Origin of the sequence: Streptomyces sp. NPDC059255 (assembly GCF_042752355.1) — a bacterium.
Taxonomy (GTDB): domain Bacteria; phylum Actinomycetota; class Actinomycetes; order Streptomycetales; family Streptomycetaceae; genus Streptomyces.
The window spans coordinates 680,846-696,324 of sequence record NZ_JBHYZP010000001.1 but is presented as its reverse complement, the minus strand read 5'-3'; the positions used below and the strand labels follow the sequence as shown (position 1 = coordinate 696,324).

Below are 15,479 nucleotides of genomic sequence, written 5' to 3'. Positions count from 1 at the left end.
CGGTGGACACCGGGGCGGGCGGAAGGCACCCGGGTCCGTCCGGCCCCTGGAACAGGAGCAGCAAGATGAGTGTCGCCGTCGTCCTCTTCACGTCCGATCTGCGGCTGCGTGACAACCCGTCGCTGCGCGCGGCCCTCGCGGCGGCCGACGAGGTGGTCCCGCTCTTCGTACGGGACAAGGGTGTCGAGGACGCGGGCTTCGCCGCGCCCAACCGCCGGGCGTTCCTCCACGACTGCCTCCGGGATCTGGACGCGGGTCTCCGGGAGCGCGGCGGCCGGCTGGTGATCAGGTCGGGCGAGGTGGCCGAGGAGGTCTGCCGGGTCGCCGCCGCGACGGGGGCGCGGGACGTATACCTCGCCGGGGGTGTGACCGGTTATGCCATGCGTCGCGAGACGCGGCTGCGCGCGGCCCTGGAGTCCCAGGGGCGCGCGCTCCATGTGCACGACGCCGTGGTGACCGCGGTGGCGCCGGGCGCGGTGACGCCGACGGGTTCCCGGGCGGACCACTTCGCGGTGTTCACCCCGTACTTCCGGCGGTGGTCCACGGAGCGGATCCGGGACACCCTCGACGCGCCGCGCTCCGTGCCCGTACCGCGGGAGGTGGGATCGGACGCGCTGCCGTCCCGGGCCGATGTCAGCGGTCTCTCGGAAGGGCTCGCCGAGGGCGGCGAGCGGGCGGCACGGCGGTGCCTCACGGCCTGGCGCCGCACGGGGCTGGCCTCGTACGCGGAGCTCCATGACGATCTGGCGGGCGACGCCACCTCGCGTCTCTCGCCCCATCTGCACTTCGGCACCCTCTCCCCCGCCGAGCTGATCCGGCGGGCCAGGACGGCGGGCGGCCCGGGCGCGGAGGCCTTCGTACGGCAGCTCTGCTGGCGGGACTTCCACCATCAGGTGCTGGCGGCCCGCCCGTCGGCCGCCCACGCCGACTACCGCGCCCGGCACGACCGCTGGCGCACCGGGAAGGCGGCGGCCGAGGAGATCGAGGCGTGGAAGGCGGGACGTACGGGCTATCCGGTGGTCGACGCGGCGATGCGGCAGTTGCGGCACGAGGGCTGGATGCACAACCGGGGCCGGCTGCTCACCGCGAGCTTCCTCGTGAAGACGCTGTACGTGGACTGGCGTGTCGGCGCCCGCCACTTCCTGGATCTGCTGGTGGACGGCGACATCGCGAACAACCAGCTCAACTGGCAGTGGATGGCGGGGACCGGCACGGACAGCCGGCCCAACCGCGTGCTGAACCCGGTGACCCAGGGGAAGCGGTACGACCCGGACGGCACCTATGTACGCCGCTGGGTGCCCGAGTTGCGGGACATCGAGGGCGGCGCGGTCCACGAGCCGTGGAAGCGGCGGGCGCGGGGGCCGGAGCCGGCGCGGTCCGACTACCCGGAGCCGTTGGTGGAGCTGTCGGAGGGGCTGGCCAGGTTCAGGCGGGCCCGCGGCCTGGACTGACCTCCTCCACCGGACCGGGGCCGCACCGGCCGGGCGCGGTCCGGTCAGTGCGCGAAGAGGGTGCTGGCCAGGACCACGTGGACGGCGGTGCCGCCGACGATGCTCAGCACGGCGTTGCGCCGCCACAGGTGCAGGCCGACCGTGACGGCCAGCGCCGCCGACGGGGCGATGGCCCGCGGCTCGGTCAGGGGGAGGTCGCGCAGGCAGTAGACGAGCAGGATCACCATGATGCCGGCCGGCATACGGGTGCTGAGGTACCGCACGGTGCCACTGGCGCGCAGCGGGGCCAGCGCCGCGAAGGGCAGGGCGCGCAGGGCCCAGGTGACGGCGGCGGAGACCGCGACCGCGGCGATCAGGTACGGGGTGTCAGGCACGGCGGGTCCTCGTACGGGTGAGGAGGTGACGGGTCAGCAGGGCGGCGGTGAACAGGACGCAGGCGGCCGGCATCATCTGCCCGGGCAGGAGCAGGCGGGCGGCGAGCGCGCTGAGCAGGGCCAGGACGGGGGTGGGCAGGTCGTCGCGGCGCTCGCGGATCGCGTCGAGGGCCAGCACGGTGAACAGGGCGGTGAGCGCGAAGTCCAGGCCGGTGACGCTCGTGGGGATGAGCGAGCCGAGCAGCCCGCCGGCGGTGGCGCCGGCGGCCCAGTACAGGTGCATGTACGCCTGGAGCCACAGGATGCGGCGGCCCGGCCAGGAGCGGGCCCGCTCGTTGGTGGTGAGCGCGTACGCCTCGTCGGTCAGGGCGAAGGTGCTGTAGGCCTTGGCGAGGCGCCCGTTCACGCGGTGCAGGGGGAAGGACAGCGTGTAGAACACGTGCCGGACGTTGACCAGGAACGCGGTCAGGGCGACCGTCCCCAGCGGTGCGACGGCGGCGGCCAGGCCGACGAGCAGGAATTCGAACGAGCCGGCGTAGATGAGAGCCGCGAACGCGCTCGCCCACCACCAGGCCAGGCCGGACTGGGTGATGACGGCTCCGAAGGCGAGACCGAGCGGCACCATGGCCAGGCCCACGGTGGCGGAGTCCCGGAACGCGGCGAGCGCCGGAGGCATCGGGCTCGGGGCGTGGCCAGGGGCGAGATCCGGGGCTGGGTCCGGGTGCACGGCGGCGGGCCGGGACGGGTCGCCTACGGCGGGTGGAGATATTCCCATACGGAAATATTATGACAGAGTTGACCAAATATGGTTGCCAATAATGACTCGGTAACTCGCCCTTGAGCAATTAAATGCAGGCGGATCCCTTCCTTGGTGGCATTTTGTTTCAGCCCCGCCGGGGCGGCCTGTCAGACCTCGGGCCGCGCGCCGGCGATCCGCAGCGCGATGTCGCCGTACTGGTAGGCGAGGTCGTCGACGGAGAACTCGCCGTCCTCGCGGAACCAGCCGGCCACACCGATCCCCATGTCGAGGATCGAGTACGAGGCGATCCTGGCGGACCGCACCTCGAAGGCGCCCTCGGCGGCGCCCCGTTCGATCAGCTCACGGAAGCCGCGCTCGTAGTCGCTGCGCCGACCGAGCAGCCGTTCCTGGTCCGGCGGTTCCAGGCTGCCGATCTCCCGGTTGCCGACGAACGCCTCCAGGCGGTGCCGGGCGTGGTAGCGGATGTGTGCCTCCACGGCGCGGCGCAGCGCCTCCCGTGCGGAGTCGGCGCCGGCCACGGCCGCGGTGTGGTCCGCGATCAGCCGCTCCATCGTGCCGGTCATGATCTCTGCCAGTAGTTCGTACTTGGACGCCACGTGCTTGTAGAGGCTCGGGCCGCGCACGCCGACGGCGGCGCCGATCTCGACCATGGTGGTGGCCCGGTACCCCTGGGCGGCGAACAGCCGCAGGGCCGCCTGCCCGATCGCCGTCCGCCGGTCGGCCGGAGGCCCGCCGCCGGACTCCGCGGGCCGGTGCGGACGCTCGTAGGAGCCGTCCTGGATCGCCCTCACACGGACCCCCGAAGCTAAGAGTGGTTAGCCGGTGTTCTCTCCTGACAGCGCTGATTATAGGCAGAGGTCTTGACACCACGCCCCTTCGGCTCTGAGATGGCTAATGTCCAGTAGCCGCGTGTGGCGGAACGAGTGTCCCAGCATCAGAAGGAGAGCCCATGCGCAATCGTCTGTCCGGGCAGGTCGCCCTGGTCACCGGTGCGACCGGCGGCATCGGGGACGCCGTGGTGCGCCGGCTGGCCGATGAGGGAGCCGCGGTGGTGGTGACCGACGTGGACGCCGGCCGCTGCGAGGAACTGGCGCAGGAGCTGACGTCCGGCGGCGCGAGCGCGCTCGGTCTCGCGCTGGACGTCAGCGACGAGGAGGCGTGGCGCGGCACGGTCGAGCGGGTGGTCGCCGAGCTGGGCGGCCTGACGACGCTCGTCAACAACGCGGGCATCGCGGCGATGCGGACCGTGGAGAGCGAGACCCAGGAGTCCTGGGACAAGGTCATCGCCGTCACCCAGACGGGCGTCTGGCTCGGCATGAAACACGGCGGGCCCGCGATCGAACGGTCCGGCGGCGGCTCGATCGTCAATGTCGCGTCGATCTTCGGTACGGTCGGCGGCTTCGGCAGCCAGTTCTCGTACCACGCCGCGAAGGGCGCGGTACGGCTGATGACCAAGAACGCCGCGCTGCACTGGGGCACCCGGGGCGTCCGGGTCAACTCGCTCCACCCCGGCTTCATCGAGACGCCCCGCTCGCGCGAACTGTGGCGGGGTACGCCCCGGCACGCCGCGATGGTCGAGGGCACACCGCTGGGGCGGCTCGGCACCCCCGACGAGGTCGCGGGGGCCGTGGCGTTCCTCGCCTCGCCGGACGCGAGCTTCGTCACCGGCTCGGAGCTGTACGTGGACGGGGGATGGACGGCACGCTGACCCGGGCGGGCGCGGTGTGCCCGGCGGGCGCGATGTGCCGGGCGCCGCGCCGGGTCACCGTACGCGTGTGTACCGGTCGACCCCGTCGGCGTGTGCCACCGTGGCCCGGCCACGCAGCACGAGAACGTCCAGATGCGCCGCCGTCTCGTTGACCGCGAGCATCTGGTTGAAGGCGCTCAGCTCGGCGAACGGCAGCTGCCGGCGCGTCCAGCCGAGCCGGCGCGCCACCGCGTGGGCGTCGAGGGTGCCGTCGTCGAGCGCCGACAGGCTCTTGGCCAGCCGGTCGTCGTGATGGGTGAGCAGTTCGGCGACCCGGATGTGGGTGCTGTCCGAGACCGGCCCGTGGGCGGGCAGCAGCCGGGTGTCCGCGTACCGGGTCATCAGCCGCAGCGAGTCGAGGTAGTCGGCGAGCGGCCGGCCGCCCGGTTCGGCCAGTTCGAAGCCGATGGACGGGGTGATGTGCGGCAGGACGTGGTCCCCCGCGAACAGCAGCCCCCGCCGCTCGTCCAGGTAGACCACATGTCCCTTGGTGTGTCCGGGTGTGGGTACGACGCGCAGTTCGCGGCCGCCGAGCCGGAGGGTCCCCGTACCGAGCCAGCGGTCCGGGAGTTCCCATACGCTCGGGTCGTAGCCACCGTGGTCCATCGCCCCCACCAGATCGGCCAGTTCGGCCGCCCCGGCCCGGCGCAGCGTCGCCAGGGAGCCCTCGGGCCGGTCGCTGCGCAGCCGGCCGAGCATCTCCAGGCCCGGCCGTTCGCCCGCGCCCAGGTAGACGCGTGAGCCCAGCAGCCGGCGCAGTTCCACCGCGTGGGTGTAGTGGTCGCGGTGGATGTGGGTGACGAGGATGTGGCTGATGTCTCCGAGGTCATGGCCGATGGCCGCCATGGCCTGTTCGAGTGCCTTGCGCGCCTCGGGGATCGCCCAGCCGCCGTCGATCATGACGAGGCCGCCGTCGTCGCCCGGGTCCTCCAGCAGGTAGACGTTGACGGCGTGCAGCCCGTCGTTGGGCAGCGGCAGGGGCACACGGTGCACCCCGGGCTGTACGGTCTGGACGCCGGCCTGGGCCCAGGGCCCCTGGTCGAACCGCTCCGTCATGTCTCTCCTCACTCCGTGACGCCGCGTGCCGGGCCGCGCGGGTACGCGGCGGCCCGGCACGCCGGTGTGGCGTCGGTTCAGGCGGTGCCGTCGGGGCCGTGGGTGCCGGTGGGGGCGGCGGTGTCGGTGGGGTCGGTGGTGTCGGTGGGGTCGGTGGGGTCGGCACGCAGCCGCCGGACGAGTGCCCGGGCCCCTGCCCGGTCCAGCTTGCCGACCTTCGTCTGGGGCAACTCCTCTATCCCGTAGACGAATTCGGGCCATTTCGTCTTGGAGAGTCCGACACTGTCGAGGTGTCCGGTCACCTCCGCCAGCGCGATGGAGCCGCCGTCCTCGGTGACGACGAGCAACGCGACCCGCTCACCGAGCACTTCGTCGGGGACCGGTGTGACGCAGACCCTCGACACGCGGGGGTGGGCCGCGACCGCGCGCTCTATCTCGGTGATGTCGATGTTGCGGCCGCCGCGGATGATGACGTCCTTCTCGCGGCCCATGATGCTGATCGTGCCGTCCTCATGGGGCATCAGCAGATCGCCGGTGGGGAAGTAACCGTCCGCGGTGAGGGACGGCGGTTCGACCCGGCCTGCGCGGGCGTAGCCGAGGAAGAGCGAGGGGCCGCGCACCTGCGCCCGGCCGGATTCCCCCGGTCGCGCCCGCTCTCCCCCGGCCGTGAACGCGCGCAGGTCCGTACCGGGGAAGGGGCGGCCGTCCCTTCCGAGCCGGATGTCCTCGGGGTCGTCCGGGCTCGGCGAGGTGTGGCCGAGACACTCCGACATGCCGAAGACGCGGAGGATCTTCGTACCGAGGGAGCGTTCGGCGCGGGCGAGGGCGCCCCGGTCCATGGGGCCGCCGCCGACCGTGATCGCCCTGACTCCCCCGAGGATCCCCGAACCGGCCGCCTCGGCACCCATCTGGAGCGCCATGGTCGGGACGCACATGGTCCAGCGGACCTGGTGGTCGGCCAGGCGCCGCAGTGCGACGGCCCGATCCCACTTCGCCGTCAGGACGAGCGGACCGCCCAGTTGCAGGGCCAGGTGTACGCCGAAGCAGTACGCCGCCGTCGAGGACAGCGGCACGATCGCGGCCACCGCGTCGCCCTGGGCGAGGCCGTTGATCGCGATCGTGTGCGCGCCCGCGTACCGCAGGGCCTCCTCGGACTGGACGACGCCCTTCGGCCTTCCGGTCGAGCCGGAGGTGAGCCCGATCAGGACACCGCCCGACCAGCGCGTGACATCACGCGGCCCCGGCGCGGACCGGCAGGCCCAGCCGTCGAGCACGGTCTCCGCCCGGCCCGGCAGCAGCTCGGGCACCGCCCATTCGTCCATCGCCGAGGGCTCGGCGACGACCACGTCCGGGCGGATGTCCTCCCAGGCCGCGGCGAACTCGGCGCGAGTGGTGTGCCGGTTGACGACCGCGAGGACGCCCCCGTTCCGGCCCACGGCGAGGGTGGCGGCGACGGTACGCCAGGAGTTGTCGGCCTGCACCATGACCGTGGCGCCCGCCGCCTCCGTCCCGTCCGCCCCACCGGGTGACAGGGCTTCGGCCAGCCGGGCCGCCTCGGCGAGCAGTCCGCGCGCGCCATGCTCTCCCGCGTCGTCGACCACGGCGACGAAGTCCGCCTGCTCGGCTCTGAGTTGGAACTCCCGCACTACCTGTCGCATCCCGGCTTCCTCGCTACGCTGTGCCGAACTCCGGACTGAATGCTGTGCTGTGCTGTGTTGTGCTGCGTTGTGGCGCGTTGTGCCGTACCGCCGTCGGGTGCGGCGGTCTCAGCCGGTGAACAGCTCCGCCTCGGGACCCATCACCGCGATGCGCCGGCCCTTCATGTCCCCGACCTGCGCGACGGCCCGCTCCCACTCCGGACTCGCGAGCGCCTTCCGCAGGTCCTCCGGGGAGTCGAAGCTGAGGACGGACAGTCCGTCCCACCCCTCGGAGCGCGTCTCCAGGGCCGTGTCGATCTCGGTGTGCCGCCAGGCGCGCAGTCCGGGCAGGAGGCGGGTCAGCTCCGCGTGGTCGCCCCGCCACCAGTCGATGAACCGCTGGTGCGTCCACTCGGGGGGCCGGGCTGCCAGCAGGACGAGGTTGTACATGACGGTTCTCCTACGGGTTCAGGTGCCCAGGTGTCCGGGCGTTCAGGCGTTCAGGCGTTCAGGGGAAGCGGATCTCGGACGACCGGCCGATCAGCAGCCGCTGGAGCCTGCCCTCGCCGTTCACCCGGCCGGCCGCGACGAAGCTGGCCTCCGGGACACCGGCGCGCCGCACCTCACCGAGGAAGAGTTCGTCCTGGCCGAGGGTGGTCGCGGAGAGCCGGTGGTGGGTACGGGTGCCCTTCTCCCGCTGCTCCAGGTAGCCGACGAGCGCGGCGCGGTCCCCAGCGAAGTCGGTGGCGCTGCCGCCGCCCGTGGAGAACAGGATGGAGAGGGCGAAGTCGTCGCTGATCAGGTCGAGGATCCTGGCGGGCTCGTCGCTGTCCAGGATCTCGAACCACGCGGTGAGGAAGGGCGCCGCGGAGGTCGTGTCAGTGGGCGCGTCCGCGGGTGTGCCGGTGGATGTGCCGGTGGGTGTGTCGGTGGGTGTGTCGGTCATCTCAGCCTCCAATTGGCCGGGGGTCGGACGGTGTCTGCCCGGCCGCGCCCTTGGCCGCCGGGCGCCCCCGGGCGCGGGCCGCGGCCAGCAGGCCCGCGCGGCGGCCGGAGACGACCGCCTGGCACAGCCCGCCGCCGTATCCCTCGTGGTAGACGTCGGACATGTCGGCGCCCGCCGCGTACAGACCCGGCAGCGGCCGGCCCGAGGCGTCCACGACGGTGCCCTCCTCGTCCACCTCGACGCCACCGAAGGTGAAGGTGATCGCGGGGACGACATCCGCGGCGAAGACCCGTCCGTCGCCGAGCCGGGCCCGCGCCTCGTCGTCGAGCACGGGCTCAGTGTGTCCCCATTCCCGCAGTACGGGAAGGAGTGTGGTGAGGTCCTCCGCGACGGTGGTCCGGCCGCCGCGGTCCCGGGTGAAGGCCCAGCGGTCCAGCCGTGGGGTGCCCGGTACGAACGGCGCCTGAGCGGCGTCCCGCTGCACCTCCTCCGACCACAGCAGCAGGCCCCGGCCACCGTGCGCGGCCAGTGCCATGGCGTTGTTGTGGTCTCCGCGCCGTTCATCGGTGAACCGGTGTCCCCGTGGGTCGAAGAGGACGCCGAGTCCGCTGTGGTAGAGGGCGAAGGTGATGTGGTCGACCGGGGAGAGCGTCTGGACGCCGGAGGCGAAGAGGTGACCGTAGAAGCCGGTGTTGGCGGTGTTGGCGGACCCACCGAGCCGCTCGGCGAGGGCCACTCCGGTGCCCCGCGAATACGTGTTGCCCCGCAGCGGCGGCACGAAGCCCCCGCCGACGAGGGAGGCCCGTACCGCCGGATCGGCCTGCCGTCCGCCGGTGGCCAGCACCACCGAGGGGCTGGTGATCCGCAGAACGCCGTCCGGGGTGGACGCGACGGTCAGATAGCCGTGGCCGGTGCGCGTCACGTCCTCGGTCCGCGCTTCGGCGACGACACGGCCGCCGCCCGCCATGACCTCCCGTACCAGATGGGCGATCACGACCGGCATGTCGAACTTGTGACCACGCCCGGCCAGTGCCCGCTCCTCGCCGGTCAGGGGTGGTGTGTACCCGGTGAGCCAGTCGATGGCGTCGCGGTAGCCGTCGACCACGAGGCGGCCGTGGCGCTGGAAGCGGCCGGGGTCCTCCTCACGCAGCCGCTCGGCGCTCTCGACGGCCCAGACGTAACCGCCGGAGATCGCCGCCGATCCCCCGACGGTCACGGCGGGCTCCAGTACGACGGCCGTGGCCCCCGCGGCGGCGGCCGTGGCCGCGGCGGAGAGACCCGCCAGCCCGGCGCCGAGTACGACGAGGTCCGCGCGCAGTTCCCTCGCCATCGGCTACGCCGGCCGGTCGACGAGGTCGAAGGTGGTGGTGAAGAACGACTGGTAGCGGGCCAGGTGTCCGTCCGGCGTGACGGCGGCGGCGGAGAGGAAGGACCCGACGGTCCTCCCCGACTCGGTCACGACGCCGTACACGGTCTCCAGATCGCCGTCGGCGGTGGCGCGGAGGACCTCGTGCACCCGGTCGACGGCGGCGCGGCCCGCTATGTAGGCGGCGAAGTCGTCCCTGGATGTGCCTCGGGCCTCACGCCCCGGCAGGGCGATGAGGAACTGGAAGTCCGGCACGAGGAGGTCGAGCGCCTGCTCGGGGTGTTCGCTGTCCATACGGGCCAGATACGCGCGCAGCACGGGGGCCATGAATATCCTTTCAGCTGTCGTCCGCCTGCCCGGGGGAGCCGGCGCCGAGGGGGATCCGGTACCTCCCACTCAAACTGAGTTAAGTTCAATTCGGTAAGTGGATTTTAATCCCGCCGAAACACACCTGGCAATGGCCGGTGCCGGACTCGATCCGAACGGTCCGGGGCGGGGCGGGAAAGAGCGCGGCCCGCCGACGGAACTCGGCCGGCGGGCCGGTGGCGGTTGCCCAAGAGGCAGGTCGCCCGGGGAGCGGATCGCTCAGGTGGCGCTCAGGTGGCGACCATGCGCACGCAGGAGCCCTCGATCAGCTCACTGATCTCCGAGAGCGGCGTCGGCCCCGACGGCCGGTACCACCGCCAGACGCTGACGATCAGGCCGAGCACCCCCGCGCCCAGCAACTGCGCGTCCCGCAGCGGGAAGACGCCCTGGGACATCCCCCGAACCAGCAGGTTCGTCCAGTCCCGCTCGACGACCTGGACCAGTTGGCGGGCCGCGACCCGCTCCGCCTCCTCGCGCTTGGAGCCGCGCGCACCGGAGAGCAGGTCCATGTGGCTCTGCAGGATCCGCATCTGCAGCACCTCGTGCGCGGAGACGTCGTACGCCGCGCGGACCGCGGCCCGCAGCGCCTCGACCGGGTCCGCGATGTCCTCGGTGGCCTCGGTGAACCGGTCGTGGGAGCGCTGGAGTTCGAGCCGCATGATGGTGAGCAGGCAGTGGGTCTTGGACTCGAAGTAGTGGTAGAGCGCGGTCTGTCCGATGCCGACGCGCTCGGCGACGGTCGACCACTTCGTGGCCTCGAAGCCGGACTCGCCGAAGCAGTCGACGGCGGCGGTGAGAATGGCCGCGCGCTTGGATCGCGGTCCCGCCTCCGGTTCAACCATCCTGGCCATCGTCTCCCTCTCCAGACCGTCACCCACCGTGTCAGTACCCGAGAGTAGCCCCAAGTTGAACTCAGTTGCCAATCAGCCGGTTCACAGGCTTTCGAGGACGGTGGCGTTGGCCATGCCGCCGCCCTCGCACATGGTCTGCAGACCGTACCGGCCGCCGGTCCTGCGCAGCTGGTGGACGAGTGTGGTCATCAGCCGCGCGCCCGTGGCGCCGAGCGGATGCCCGAGCGCGATCGCGCCGCCGAAGGCGTTGACCTTCTCCGGGGCGGCGCCCGTCTCCTTCTGCCAGGCGAGGACCACGGAGGCGAACGCCTCGTTGATCTCGACCAGGTCGATCCGGTCGAGGGACAGCCCCGCGCGGTCCAGGACCTTCTCGGTGGCGGGGATCGGGCCGGTCAGCATGTGGATCGGGTCCGAGCCGACCACGGCCATCGCGTGCACGCGGGCCAGCGGGGTCAGGCCGTGGCGGCGTACCGCCTCCGCCGAGGCGATCAGCAGCGCGGCGGCGCCGTCGGAGATCTGGCTGGAGACGGCGGCGGTCAGCCGGCCCCCTTCGGTGAGGGTCTTCAGGCCCGCCATCTTCTCCGGCGTGGTGTCGGCGCGCGGTCCCTCGTCCCGTGTGAGCCCGAAGGACGGGACGATCTCGTCGTCGAAGACGCCCTCCGCCTGGGCGGCGAGCGCCCGCTGATGGCTGGTGAGCGCGAACCGCTCCATGTCCGTACGGGAGACGGCCCACTTCTCGGCGATCAGTTCGGCGCCGCGGAACTGCGAGACCTCCTGGTCCCCGAAGTGCTCGCGCCAGCCGTCGCCCCCGAACGGGGTGCCCAGGCCCGCCTGTTCGCCGACGTACATGGGACTGGCGATGGGCACCAGGCTCATCACCTCGACCCCGCCGGCGACCACCAGGTCGGCGGCGCCCGAGCCGACCGCCTGGGCGGCGAAGTGCACGGCCTGCTGCGAGGAGCCGCACTGCCGGTCGACGGTGGTGCCGGGCACGTGCTGGGGCAGGCCCGCGGAGAGCCAGGCGGTACGGGCGAGGTTGCCGGTCTGCGCGCCGATCTGGCTGACGCAGCCGAAGAACACGTCGTCGACCTCGCCCGGGTCGACGCCGCCGCGGGCCAGCAGGGCGCGCAGCACATGGGCGCCGAGGTCGGCCGGGTGGACGCCGCTCAGGGCGCCCTTGCGGCGGCCGACGGGGGTGCGGACGGCCGCGACGATGAATGCTTCCGACACTGTGCTCTCCATGGTTTCGGTACGGGGACGGCCCGGTCGGCGGTACCGGCGTGGGCCTGCCGGTGGTGTGCGGGCGCGGGCCCGTGGCGGGGAGGGGGATCAGGGCGCCTACGAGGTGCCCGCGAAGTCCGGTGCGCGCTTGCCGAGGAAGGCGGCGACGCCCTCGCGGCCCGTCGCGGAGGCGGCCGCCGCGGCGATCGCCCGTGCCTCGCTGTCCAGGTGCGGGCCCAGCTCCGTCAGCGGACCGGCGGCGACGAGGCGACGGGTGGCGCCGAAGGCGGCGGTGGGTCCGCGGCGCAGGGCCTCGGCCGTCCGCTCGGCCTCGGCGGCGAGCCGGTCCGCGTCGACCACCCGCGTCACCAGTCCGATCGCCTCGGCCTCCGCCGCCGGTATCCGGCGGTTGGTGAGCAGCAGGTCCAGGGCGCGCTTCGGCCCGACGAGGCGGGGCAGCGACCAGCTCACCCCGGCGTCCGGCGAGTAGCCGATGCCGGTGTAGGCGGCGGTGAACGTGGCGTCGTCGGCGGCGAGGGTGAGGTCGGCGGCGGCCGCCAGCCCGAGCCCCGCCCCGGCGACCGGGCCCTGTACGGCGACGACCAGCGGCGCGTCCAGCGCGGCGAGGACGCGCAGCGCGCCGTGGAGCGCGTCGGTCACCGCCGTCAGGTGGCTCTCCAGGTCCTCGGCCGGGAGCGCGGAGAACTCCCGCAGATCGCCGCCGACGCAGAAGGACCGGCCCTCGCCGGTGAGCAGGACGGCCCGTACGTCCGCCCGCGCGCACGCCCGCGCGGCGTCCAGCAGCTCGCGCGCCATCGCCAGGTCGATGGCGTTGCCGGCCTCGCCGCGCCGCAGGGTCAGGCGGGCGAGGCCGTTGTCCTGGATGTCGGTGGAGACCCTCATCGCGCCGTCCATCCGCCGTCGACGGTCAGGATCTGTCCGGTGCAGTACGAGGACGCGTCCGAGGCGAGGAAGAGCAGTGCGCCGTCGAGTTCGTGGGCGTGGCCGCCGCGGCCCAGCAGGGTGTTGCGTCCGACCCAGCGGGCGGAGCGCTCGTCGCCGAAGAGGTCCGCGGTCATCTCGGTGCGGAACCAGCCGGGGGCCAGCGCGTTGACGCGGGTTCCGGCGGCGCCCCACTGTCCGGCCAGTTCGCGGGTGAGCCCGATCAGCCCGGCTTTGGAGGCCGCGTAGCTCGCGCCGCCGAGCGGGGCGGCGGAGACCAGGCCGAGGATGGAGGAGACGTTGATGATGCTCGGTCCGCCCGCGCGCCCCCCGGCGGGGGCCTCGGCGGTGAGCCGGGCGAGGTGGAAGGGCGCGGTGAGATTCACGCCGAGGACGTCGGCGAAGGCGTCCGGGGACTCGTCCTCGGCGCGGGTCGCGCCGGGCATGGCCGCGTTGTTGACGAGGACGTCGATCCGGCCGCCGGCGGCCAGCGCCGTCTCCACCAGTCGGACGCGGTCGGCCGCCACCGAGACGTCGCAGGTGACGGCGTGGATCCGGGGGTGCGAGCCGGCGAGTTCCCGGAGCGGGCCGGTGCGGCGGGCGGCGGCGAAGACGGTGGCGCCCGCCTGGGCGAGGACGGTGGCGAAACGCCCGCCGAGCCCGGCGGAGGCGCCGGTGACGAGCGCCGTCCTGCCCTCCAGCGAGAACAGTTCGGCGGCGGGCCGCGGCGTGCTCATCCGGCCACCCCGATCGGCAGGGCGGTGGCGCCGCCGTCGAGCACCAGGGTCTGGCCGGTCATCCAGGAGGAGGCGTCGGAGGCCAGGAACAGCGCCGCGTTCGCCACGTCCTCGACCGTGCCGAGGCGGCGCATCGGCAGCGCGGCGGTGAGGATGTCCTCGCGGGCCTCCCATACCGCGCGCGCCAGCTCGGTCTTGATCAGTCCGGGCGCGATGGCGTTCACCCGGGCGCGTGGGCCGAGTTCGTAGGCGAGCTGCCGGGTCATGTGCAGCATGGCGGCCTTGGTGGCGTTGTAGTAGCCGATGTGCGGGTCGACGACGAGCCCGCCGACGGAGGCGATGTTGATCACCGCTCCGCCGTGCTCGGCCATCGACGCGCGCCAGGCGCAGCGGGTCCAGGCGACCATCCCGTACTGGTTGACCCGTACGGTCTTCTCGGCCCGCGGCAGGTCCAGGTCGAGCAGGTCGCCGTGGTACGGGTTGGTCGCCGCGTTGTTGACCAGGATGTCGACGCGGCCCAAGCGGCTCATGGTGGTGTCGACACAGGCCTCGGCCTGGTCGGGTTCGCCCGCGTTGGCGACGACGGTGTGGATCTCCCCGTCGCCCTCGACCCCCAGCAGGTGCGCGCGGGCCTCGGCGAGTCCGGGCGCCTTGCGCGCGGCGATCACCACATGGGCGCCGGCCGCCCGGTAGGCGGCGGCGATGCCGAGGCCGATGCCGCGGGAGCCGCCGGTGATGACGGCGACCCGGCCGTCGAGCGTCCGGGTGCTCATGCCGCACCGGCCTTGGAGCCGCTGTCGCGGTAGGGGGCGAGTTCCCGGCGGGCGATCGTCCGCAGGTGCACCTCGTCGGGGCCGTCGGCGATACGCAGCGCCCGGGTGATGGCGTACAGCCGGGCCAGTACGGTGTCGTCGCTGACGCCCGCCGCGCCGTGCGTCTGGACCGCGCGGTCGACCACCTTGTGGGCGACCTCCAGCGCGGCCACCTTGATGGCGGCGACCTCGGTACGGGCGGCGGCGTTGCCCGCGGTGTCCATCAGCCAGGCCGACTTCAGGACGAGGAGGCGCAGTTGCTCGATCTCGATGCGGCTGCGGGCGATCCACTCGCGGACCACTCCCTGGTCGGCGAGCGGGCCGCCGAAGGCGATCCGCTCGGTGGCGCGTTCGCACATCATCCGGAGGGCGCGTTCGGCGAAGCCGACGGCGCGCATCGCGTAGTGCATGCGGCCCGGTCCCAGGCGTCCCTGGGCGAGTGCGAATCCCTCGCCCTCGCCGCCGAGGATGTTCGCCGCGGGGACGCGGACGTCCTCGAAGAGCACGTCGCCGTGGCCGAGTCGGTCAGTGTAGCCGAACATGGGCAGGTCGCGCAGGACCGTGACGCCCGGGGTGTCCCGCGGGATCAGCACCATGGACTGCTGCCGGTAGGCGGGCGCGTCCGGGTCGGTCTTACCCATCAGGATGATCAGCCGGCAGTCCGGGTCCATGATCCCGGAGGTGTACCACTTGCGTCCGTTGACGACGTAGCTGTCACCGTCGCGGGTGATACGGGTACGGATGTTGCGGGCGTCGGAGCTGGCGACCTCGGGTTCGGTCATCGCGAAGCAGGACCGGATCTCGGCGGTCAGCAGCGGCCGCAGCCAGCGGTCCTGCTGCTCGGGGGTGCCGTACAGCGCGAGCAGCTCCATGTTCCCGGTGTCGGGCGCCGAGCAGTTGAAGACCTCGGGGCCGATGAGGGAGCGGCCGGCCAGCTCGGCGAGGGGCGCGTAGTCGAGGTTGGTGAGTCCCGCGCCCCAGTCGCCGTGCGCGAGGAAGAGGTTCCACAGGCCCTCGGCCCGTGCCTTCTCCTTCAGCTCGGTCATCACCGGCGGCAGCGCGTGGGGATCGGCCGCGGCGGCGAGCTGCCGGTCGTACACACTCTCCGCGGGGTAGACGTGCTGTTCCATGAAGGACCGCATACGGTCCTGGAGTTCGCTCGCGCGTGGCGAGAGTCCGAAATCCACGATTGCTCCTCCTCGCCGGCGGCTGG

At 72.8% G+C, this 15,479-nt stretch carries 17 protein-coding genes; 2 read left to right on the top strand and 15 right to left on the bottom strand.

Annotated features, from left to right (window positions below):
• Nucleotides 1-65 precede the first annotated feature (65 nt).
• Nucleotides 66-1,451: a cryptochrome/photolyase family protein gene (locus tag ACFXKG_RS03065; protein WP_384831285.1), complete on the top strand. Its 1,386-nt coding sequence runs from the start codon at nt 66-68 to the stop codon at nt 1,449-1,451.
• Nucleotides 1,452-1,495: 44 nt separating this feature from the next.
• Here the strand turns inward: ACFXKG_RS03065 and ACFXKG_RS03060 are convergent, their stop codons facing one another.
• The 3 genes from ACFXKG_RS03060 to ACFXKG_RS03050 form a co-directional block, all read right to left on the bottom strand.
• On the bottom strand, nt 1,496-1,825 hold the full coding sequence (locus ACFXKG_RS03060; protein WP_384831282.1) for a branched-chain amino acid transporter permease: 330 nt from the start codon (nt 1,823-1,825) through the stop codon (nt 1,496-1,498).
• Nucleotides 1,818-2,501 (bottom strand): AzlC family ABC transporter permease, encoded by a 684-nt coding sequence (locus ACFXKG_RS03055; protein ID WP_384831798.1) that lies wholly within the window; start codon nt 2,499-2,501, stop codon nt 1,818-1,820. Before ACFXKG_RS03055 ends, ACFXKG_RS03060 begins: the two co-directional genes overlap by 8 nt.
• Nucleotides 2,502-2,731: 230 nt before the next feature.
• Nucleotides 2,732-3,376, bottom strand: coding sequence for a TetR/AcrR family transcriptional regulator (locus ACFXKG_RS03050; protein WP_384831279.1), 645 nt, complete (start codon nt 3,374-3,376; stop codon nt 2,732-2,734).
• 158 nt (nt 3,377-3,534) lie between these two features.
• Here ACFXKG_RS03050 and ACFXKG_RS03045 point away from each other — a divergent pair, with 158 nt between their 5' ends.
• The gene (locus ACFXKG_RS03045) at nt 3,535-4,293 is read left to right on the top strand and encodes an SDR family NAD(P)-dependent oxidoreductase (protein WP_384831276.1); all 759 of its coding nucleotides are present in this window, start codon (nt 3,535-3,537) and stop codon (nt 4,291-4,293) included.
• Nucleotides 4,294-4,347: 54 nt separating this feature from the next.
• On the opposite strand, the gene ACFXKG_RS03040 is transcribed toward ACFXKG_RS03045, so the two are convergent.
• The 12 genes from ACFXKG_RS03040 to ACFXKG_RS02985 all read right to left on the bottom strand — a co-directional run bounded on the left by ACFXKG_RS03040 (nt 4,348) and on the right by ACFXKG_RS02985 (nt 15,453).
• The gene (locus ACFXKG_RS03040; RefSeq protein WP_384831273.1) at nt 4,348-5,388 is read right to left on the bottom strand and encodes an MBL fold metallo-hydrolase; all 1,041 of its coding nucleotides are present in this window, start codon (nt 5,386-5,388) and stop codon (nt 4,348-4,350) included.
• A gap of 77 nt (nt 5,389-5,465) precedes the next feature.
• Nucleotides 5,466-7,046 (bottom strand): class I adenylate-forming enzyme family protein, encoded by a 1,581-nt coding sequence (locus ACFXKG_RS03035; RefSeq protein ID WP_384831270.1) that lies wholly within the window; start codon nt 7,044-7,046, stop codon nt 5,466-5,468.
• Nucleotides 7,047-7,154: 108 nt separating this feature from the next.
• Nucleotides 7,155-7,475: an EthD family reductase gene (locus ACFXKG_RS03030; protein WP_365809192.1), complete on the bottom strand. Its 321-nt coding sequence runs from the start codon at nt 7,473-7,475 to the stop codon at nt 7,155-7,157.
• 58 nt (nt 7,476-7,533) lie between these two features.
• Nucleotides 7,534-7,971 (bottom strand): hypothetical protein, encoded by a 438-nt coding sequence (locus ACFXKG_RS03025; protein WP_384831266.1) that lies wholly within the window; start codon nt 7,969-7,971, stop codon nt 7,534-7,536.
• 1 nt (nt 7,972) lies between these two features.
• Nucleotides 7,973-9,301 (bottom strand): FAD-binding protein, encoded by a 1,329-nt coding sequence (locus tag ACFXKG_RS03020; protein ID WP_384831262.1) that lies wholly within the window; start codon nt 9,299-9,301, stop codon nt 7,973-7,975.
• Between the two features lie 3 nt (nt 9,302-9,304).
• A complete protein-coding gene (locus tag ACFXKG_RS03015; RefSeq protein ID WP_384831259.1) occupies nt 9,305-9,664 on the bottom strand; it encodes a nuclear transport factor 2 family protein in 360 nt (119 codons plus the stop codon).
• Between the two features lie 269 nt (nt 9,665-9,933).
• Nucleotides 9,934-10,545 carry a TetR family transcriptional regulator gene (locus ACFXKG_RS03010; RefSeq protein ID WP_382889866.1) on the bottom strand — a complete coding sequence of 204 codons (612 nt, stop codon included), beginning with the start codon at nt 10,543-10,545 and terminating at the stop codon, nt 9,934-9,936.
• A 90-nt stretch (nt 10,546-10,635) separates the two neighbouring features.
• The gene (locus ACFXKG_RS03005) at nt 10,636-11,784 is read right to left on the bottom strand and encodes an acetyl-CoA C-acetyltransferase (RefSeq protein WP_384831256.1); all 1,149 of its coding nucleotides are present in this window, start codon (nt 11,782-11,784) and stop codon (nt 10,636-10,638) included.
• Between the two features lie 108 nt (nt 11,785-11,892).
• The gene (locus ACFXKG_RS03000) at nt 11,893-12,678 is read right to left on the bottom strand and encodes an enoyl-CoA hydratase-related protein (protein ID WP_384831253.1); all 786 of its coding nucleotides are present in this window, start codon (nt 12,676-12,678) and stop codon (nt 11,893-11,895) included.
• Nucleotides 12,675-13,454 (bottom strand): SDR family NAD(P)-dependent oxidoreductase, encoded by a 780-nt coding sequence (locus ACFXKG_RS02995; RefSeq protein WP_384831251.1) that lies wholly within the window; start codon nt 13,452-13,454, stop codon nt 12,675-12,677. The genes ACFXKG_RS03000 and ACFXKG_RS02995 overlap by 4 nt, the downstream gene beginning before the upstream one ends.
• The gene (locus ACFXKG_RS02990; protein ID WP_384831248.1) at nt 13,451-14,227 is read right to left on the bottom strand and encodes an SDR family oxidoreductase; all 777 of its coding nucleotides are present in this window, start codon (nt 14,225-14,227) and stop codon (nt 13,451-13,453) included. Before ACFXKG_RS02990 ends, ACFXKG_RS02995 begins: the two co-directional genes overlap by 4 nt.
• Complete coding sequence (locus ACFXKG_RS02985) at nt 14,224-15,453, bottom strand: acyl-CoA dehydrogenase family protein (protein WP_384831245.1); 1,230 nt, start codon at nt 15,451-15,453, stop codon at nt 14,224-14,226. Before ACFXKG_RS02985 ends, ACFXKG_RS02990 begins: the two co-directional genes overlap by 4 nt.
• Nucleotides 15,454-15,479: the final 26 nt, after the last annotated feature.

Coding starts and splice junctions, on each gene's coding strand:
- ACFXKG_RS02990 (WP_384831248.1), bottom strand. CDS start 14,227: ATGAGCACCCGGACGCTCGACGGCCGGGTCGCCGTCATCACCGGCGGC.
- ACFXKG_RS02995 (WP_384831251.1), bottom strand. CDS start 13,454: ATGAGCACGCCGCGGCCCGCCGCCGAACTGTTCTCGCTGGAGGGCAGG.
- ACFXKG_RS03055 (WP_384831798.1), bottom strand. CDS start 2,501: ATGCCTCCGGCGCTCGCCGCGTTCCGGGACTCCGCCACCGTGGGCCTG.
- ACFXKG_RS03015 (WP_384831259.1), bottom strand. CDS start 9,664: ATGGCCCCCGTGCTGCGCGCGTATCTGGCCCGTATGGACAGCGAACAC.
- ACFXKG_RS03065 (WP_384831285.1), top strand. CDS start 66: ATGAGTGTCGCCGTCGTCCTCTTCACGTCCGATCTGCGGCTGCGTGAC.
- ACFXKG_RS03030 (WP_365809192.1), bottom strand. CDS start 7,475: ATGTACAACCTCGTCCTGCTGGCAGCCCGGCCCCCCGAGTGGACGCAC.
- ACFXKG_RS03010 (WP_382889866.1), bottom strand. CDS start 10,545: ATGGTTGAACCGGAGGCGGGACCGCGATCCAAGCGCGCGGCCATTCTC.
- ACFXKG_RS03035 (WP_384831270.1), bottom strand. CDS start 7,046: ATGCGACAGGTAGTGCGGGAGTTCCAACTCAGAGCCGAGCAGGCGGAC.
- ACFXKG_RS03025 (WP_384831266.1), bottom strand. CDS start 7,971: ATGACCGACACACCCACCGACACACCCACCGGCACATCCACCGGCACA.
- ACFXKG_RS03040 (WP_384831273.1), bottom strand. CDS start 5,388: ATGACGGAGCGGTTCGACCAGGGGCCCTGGGCCCAGGCCGGCGTCCAG.
- ACFXKG_RS03020 (WP_384831262.1), bottom strand. CDS start 9,301: ATGGCGAGGGAACTGCGCGCGGACCTCGTCGTACTCGGCGCCGGGCTG.
- ACFXKG_RS03045 (WP_384831276.1), top strand. CDS start 3,535: ATGCGCAATCGTCTGTCCGGGCAGGTCGCCCTGGTCACCGGTGCGACC.
- ACFXKG_RS03000 (WP_384831253.1), bottom strand. CDS start 12,678: ATGAGGGTCTCCACCGACATCCAGGACAACGGCCTCGCCCGCCTGACC.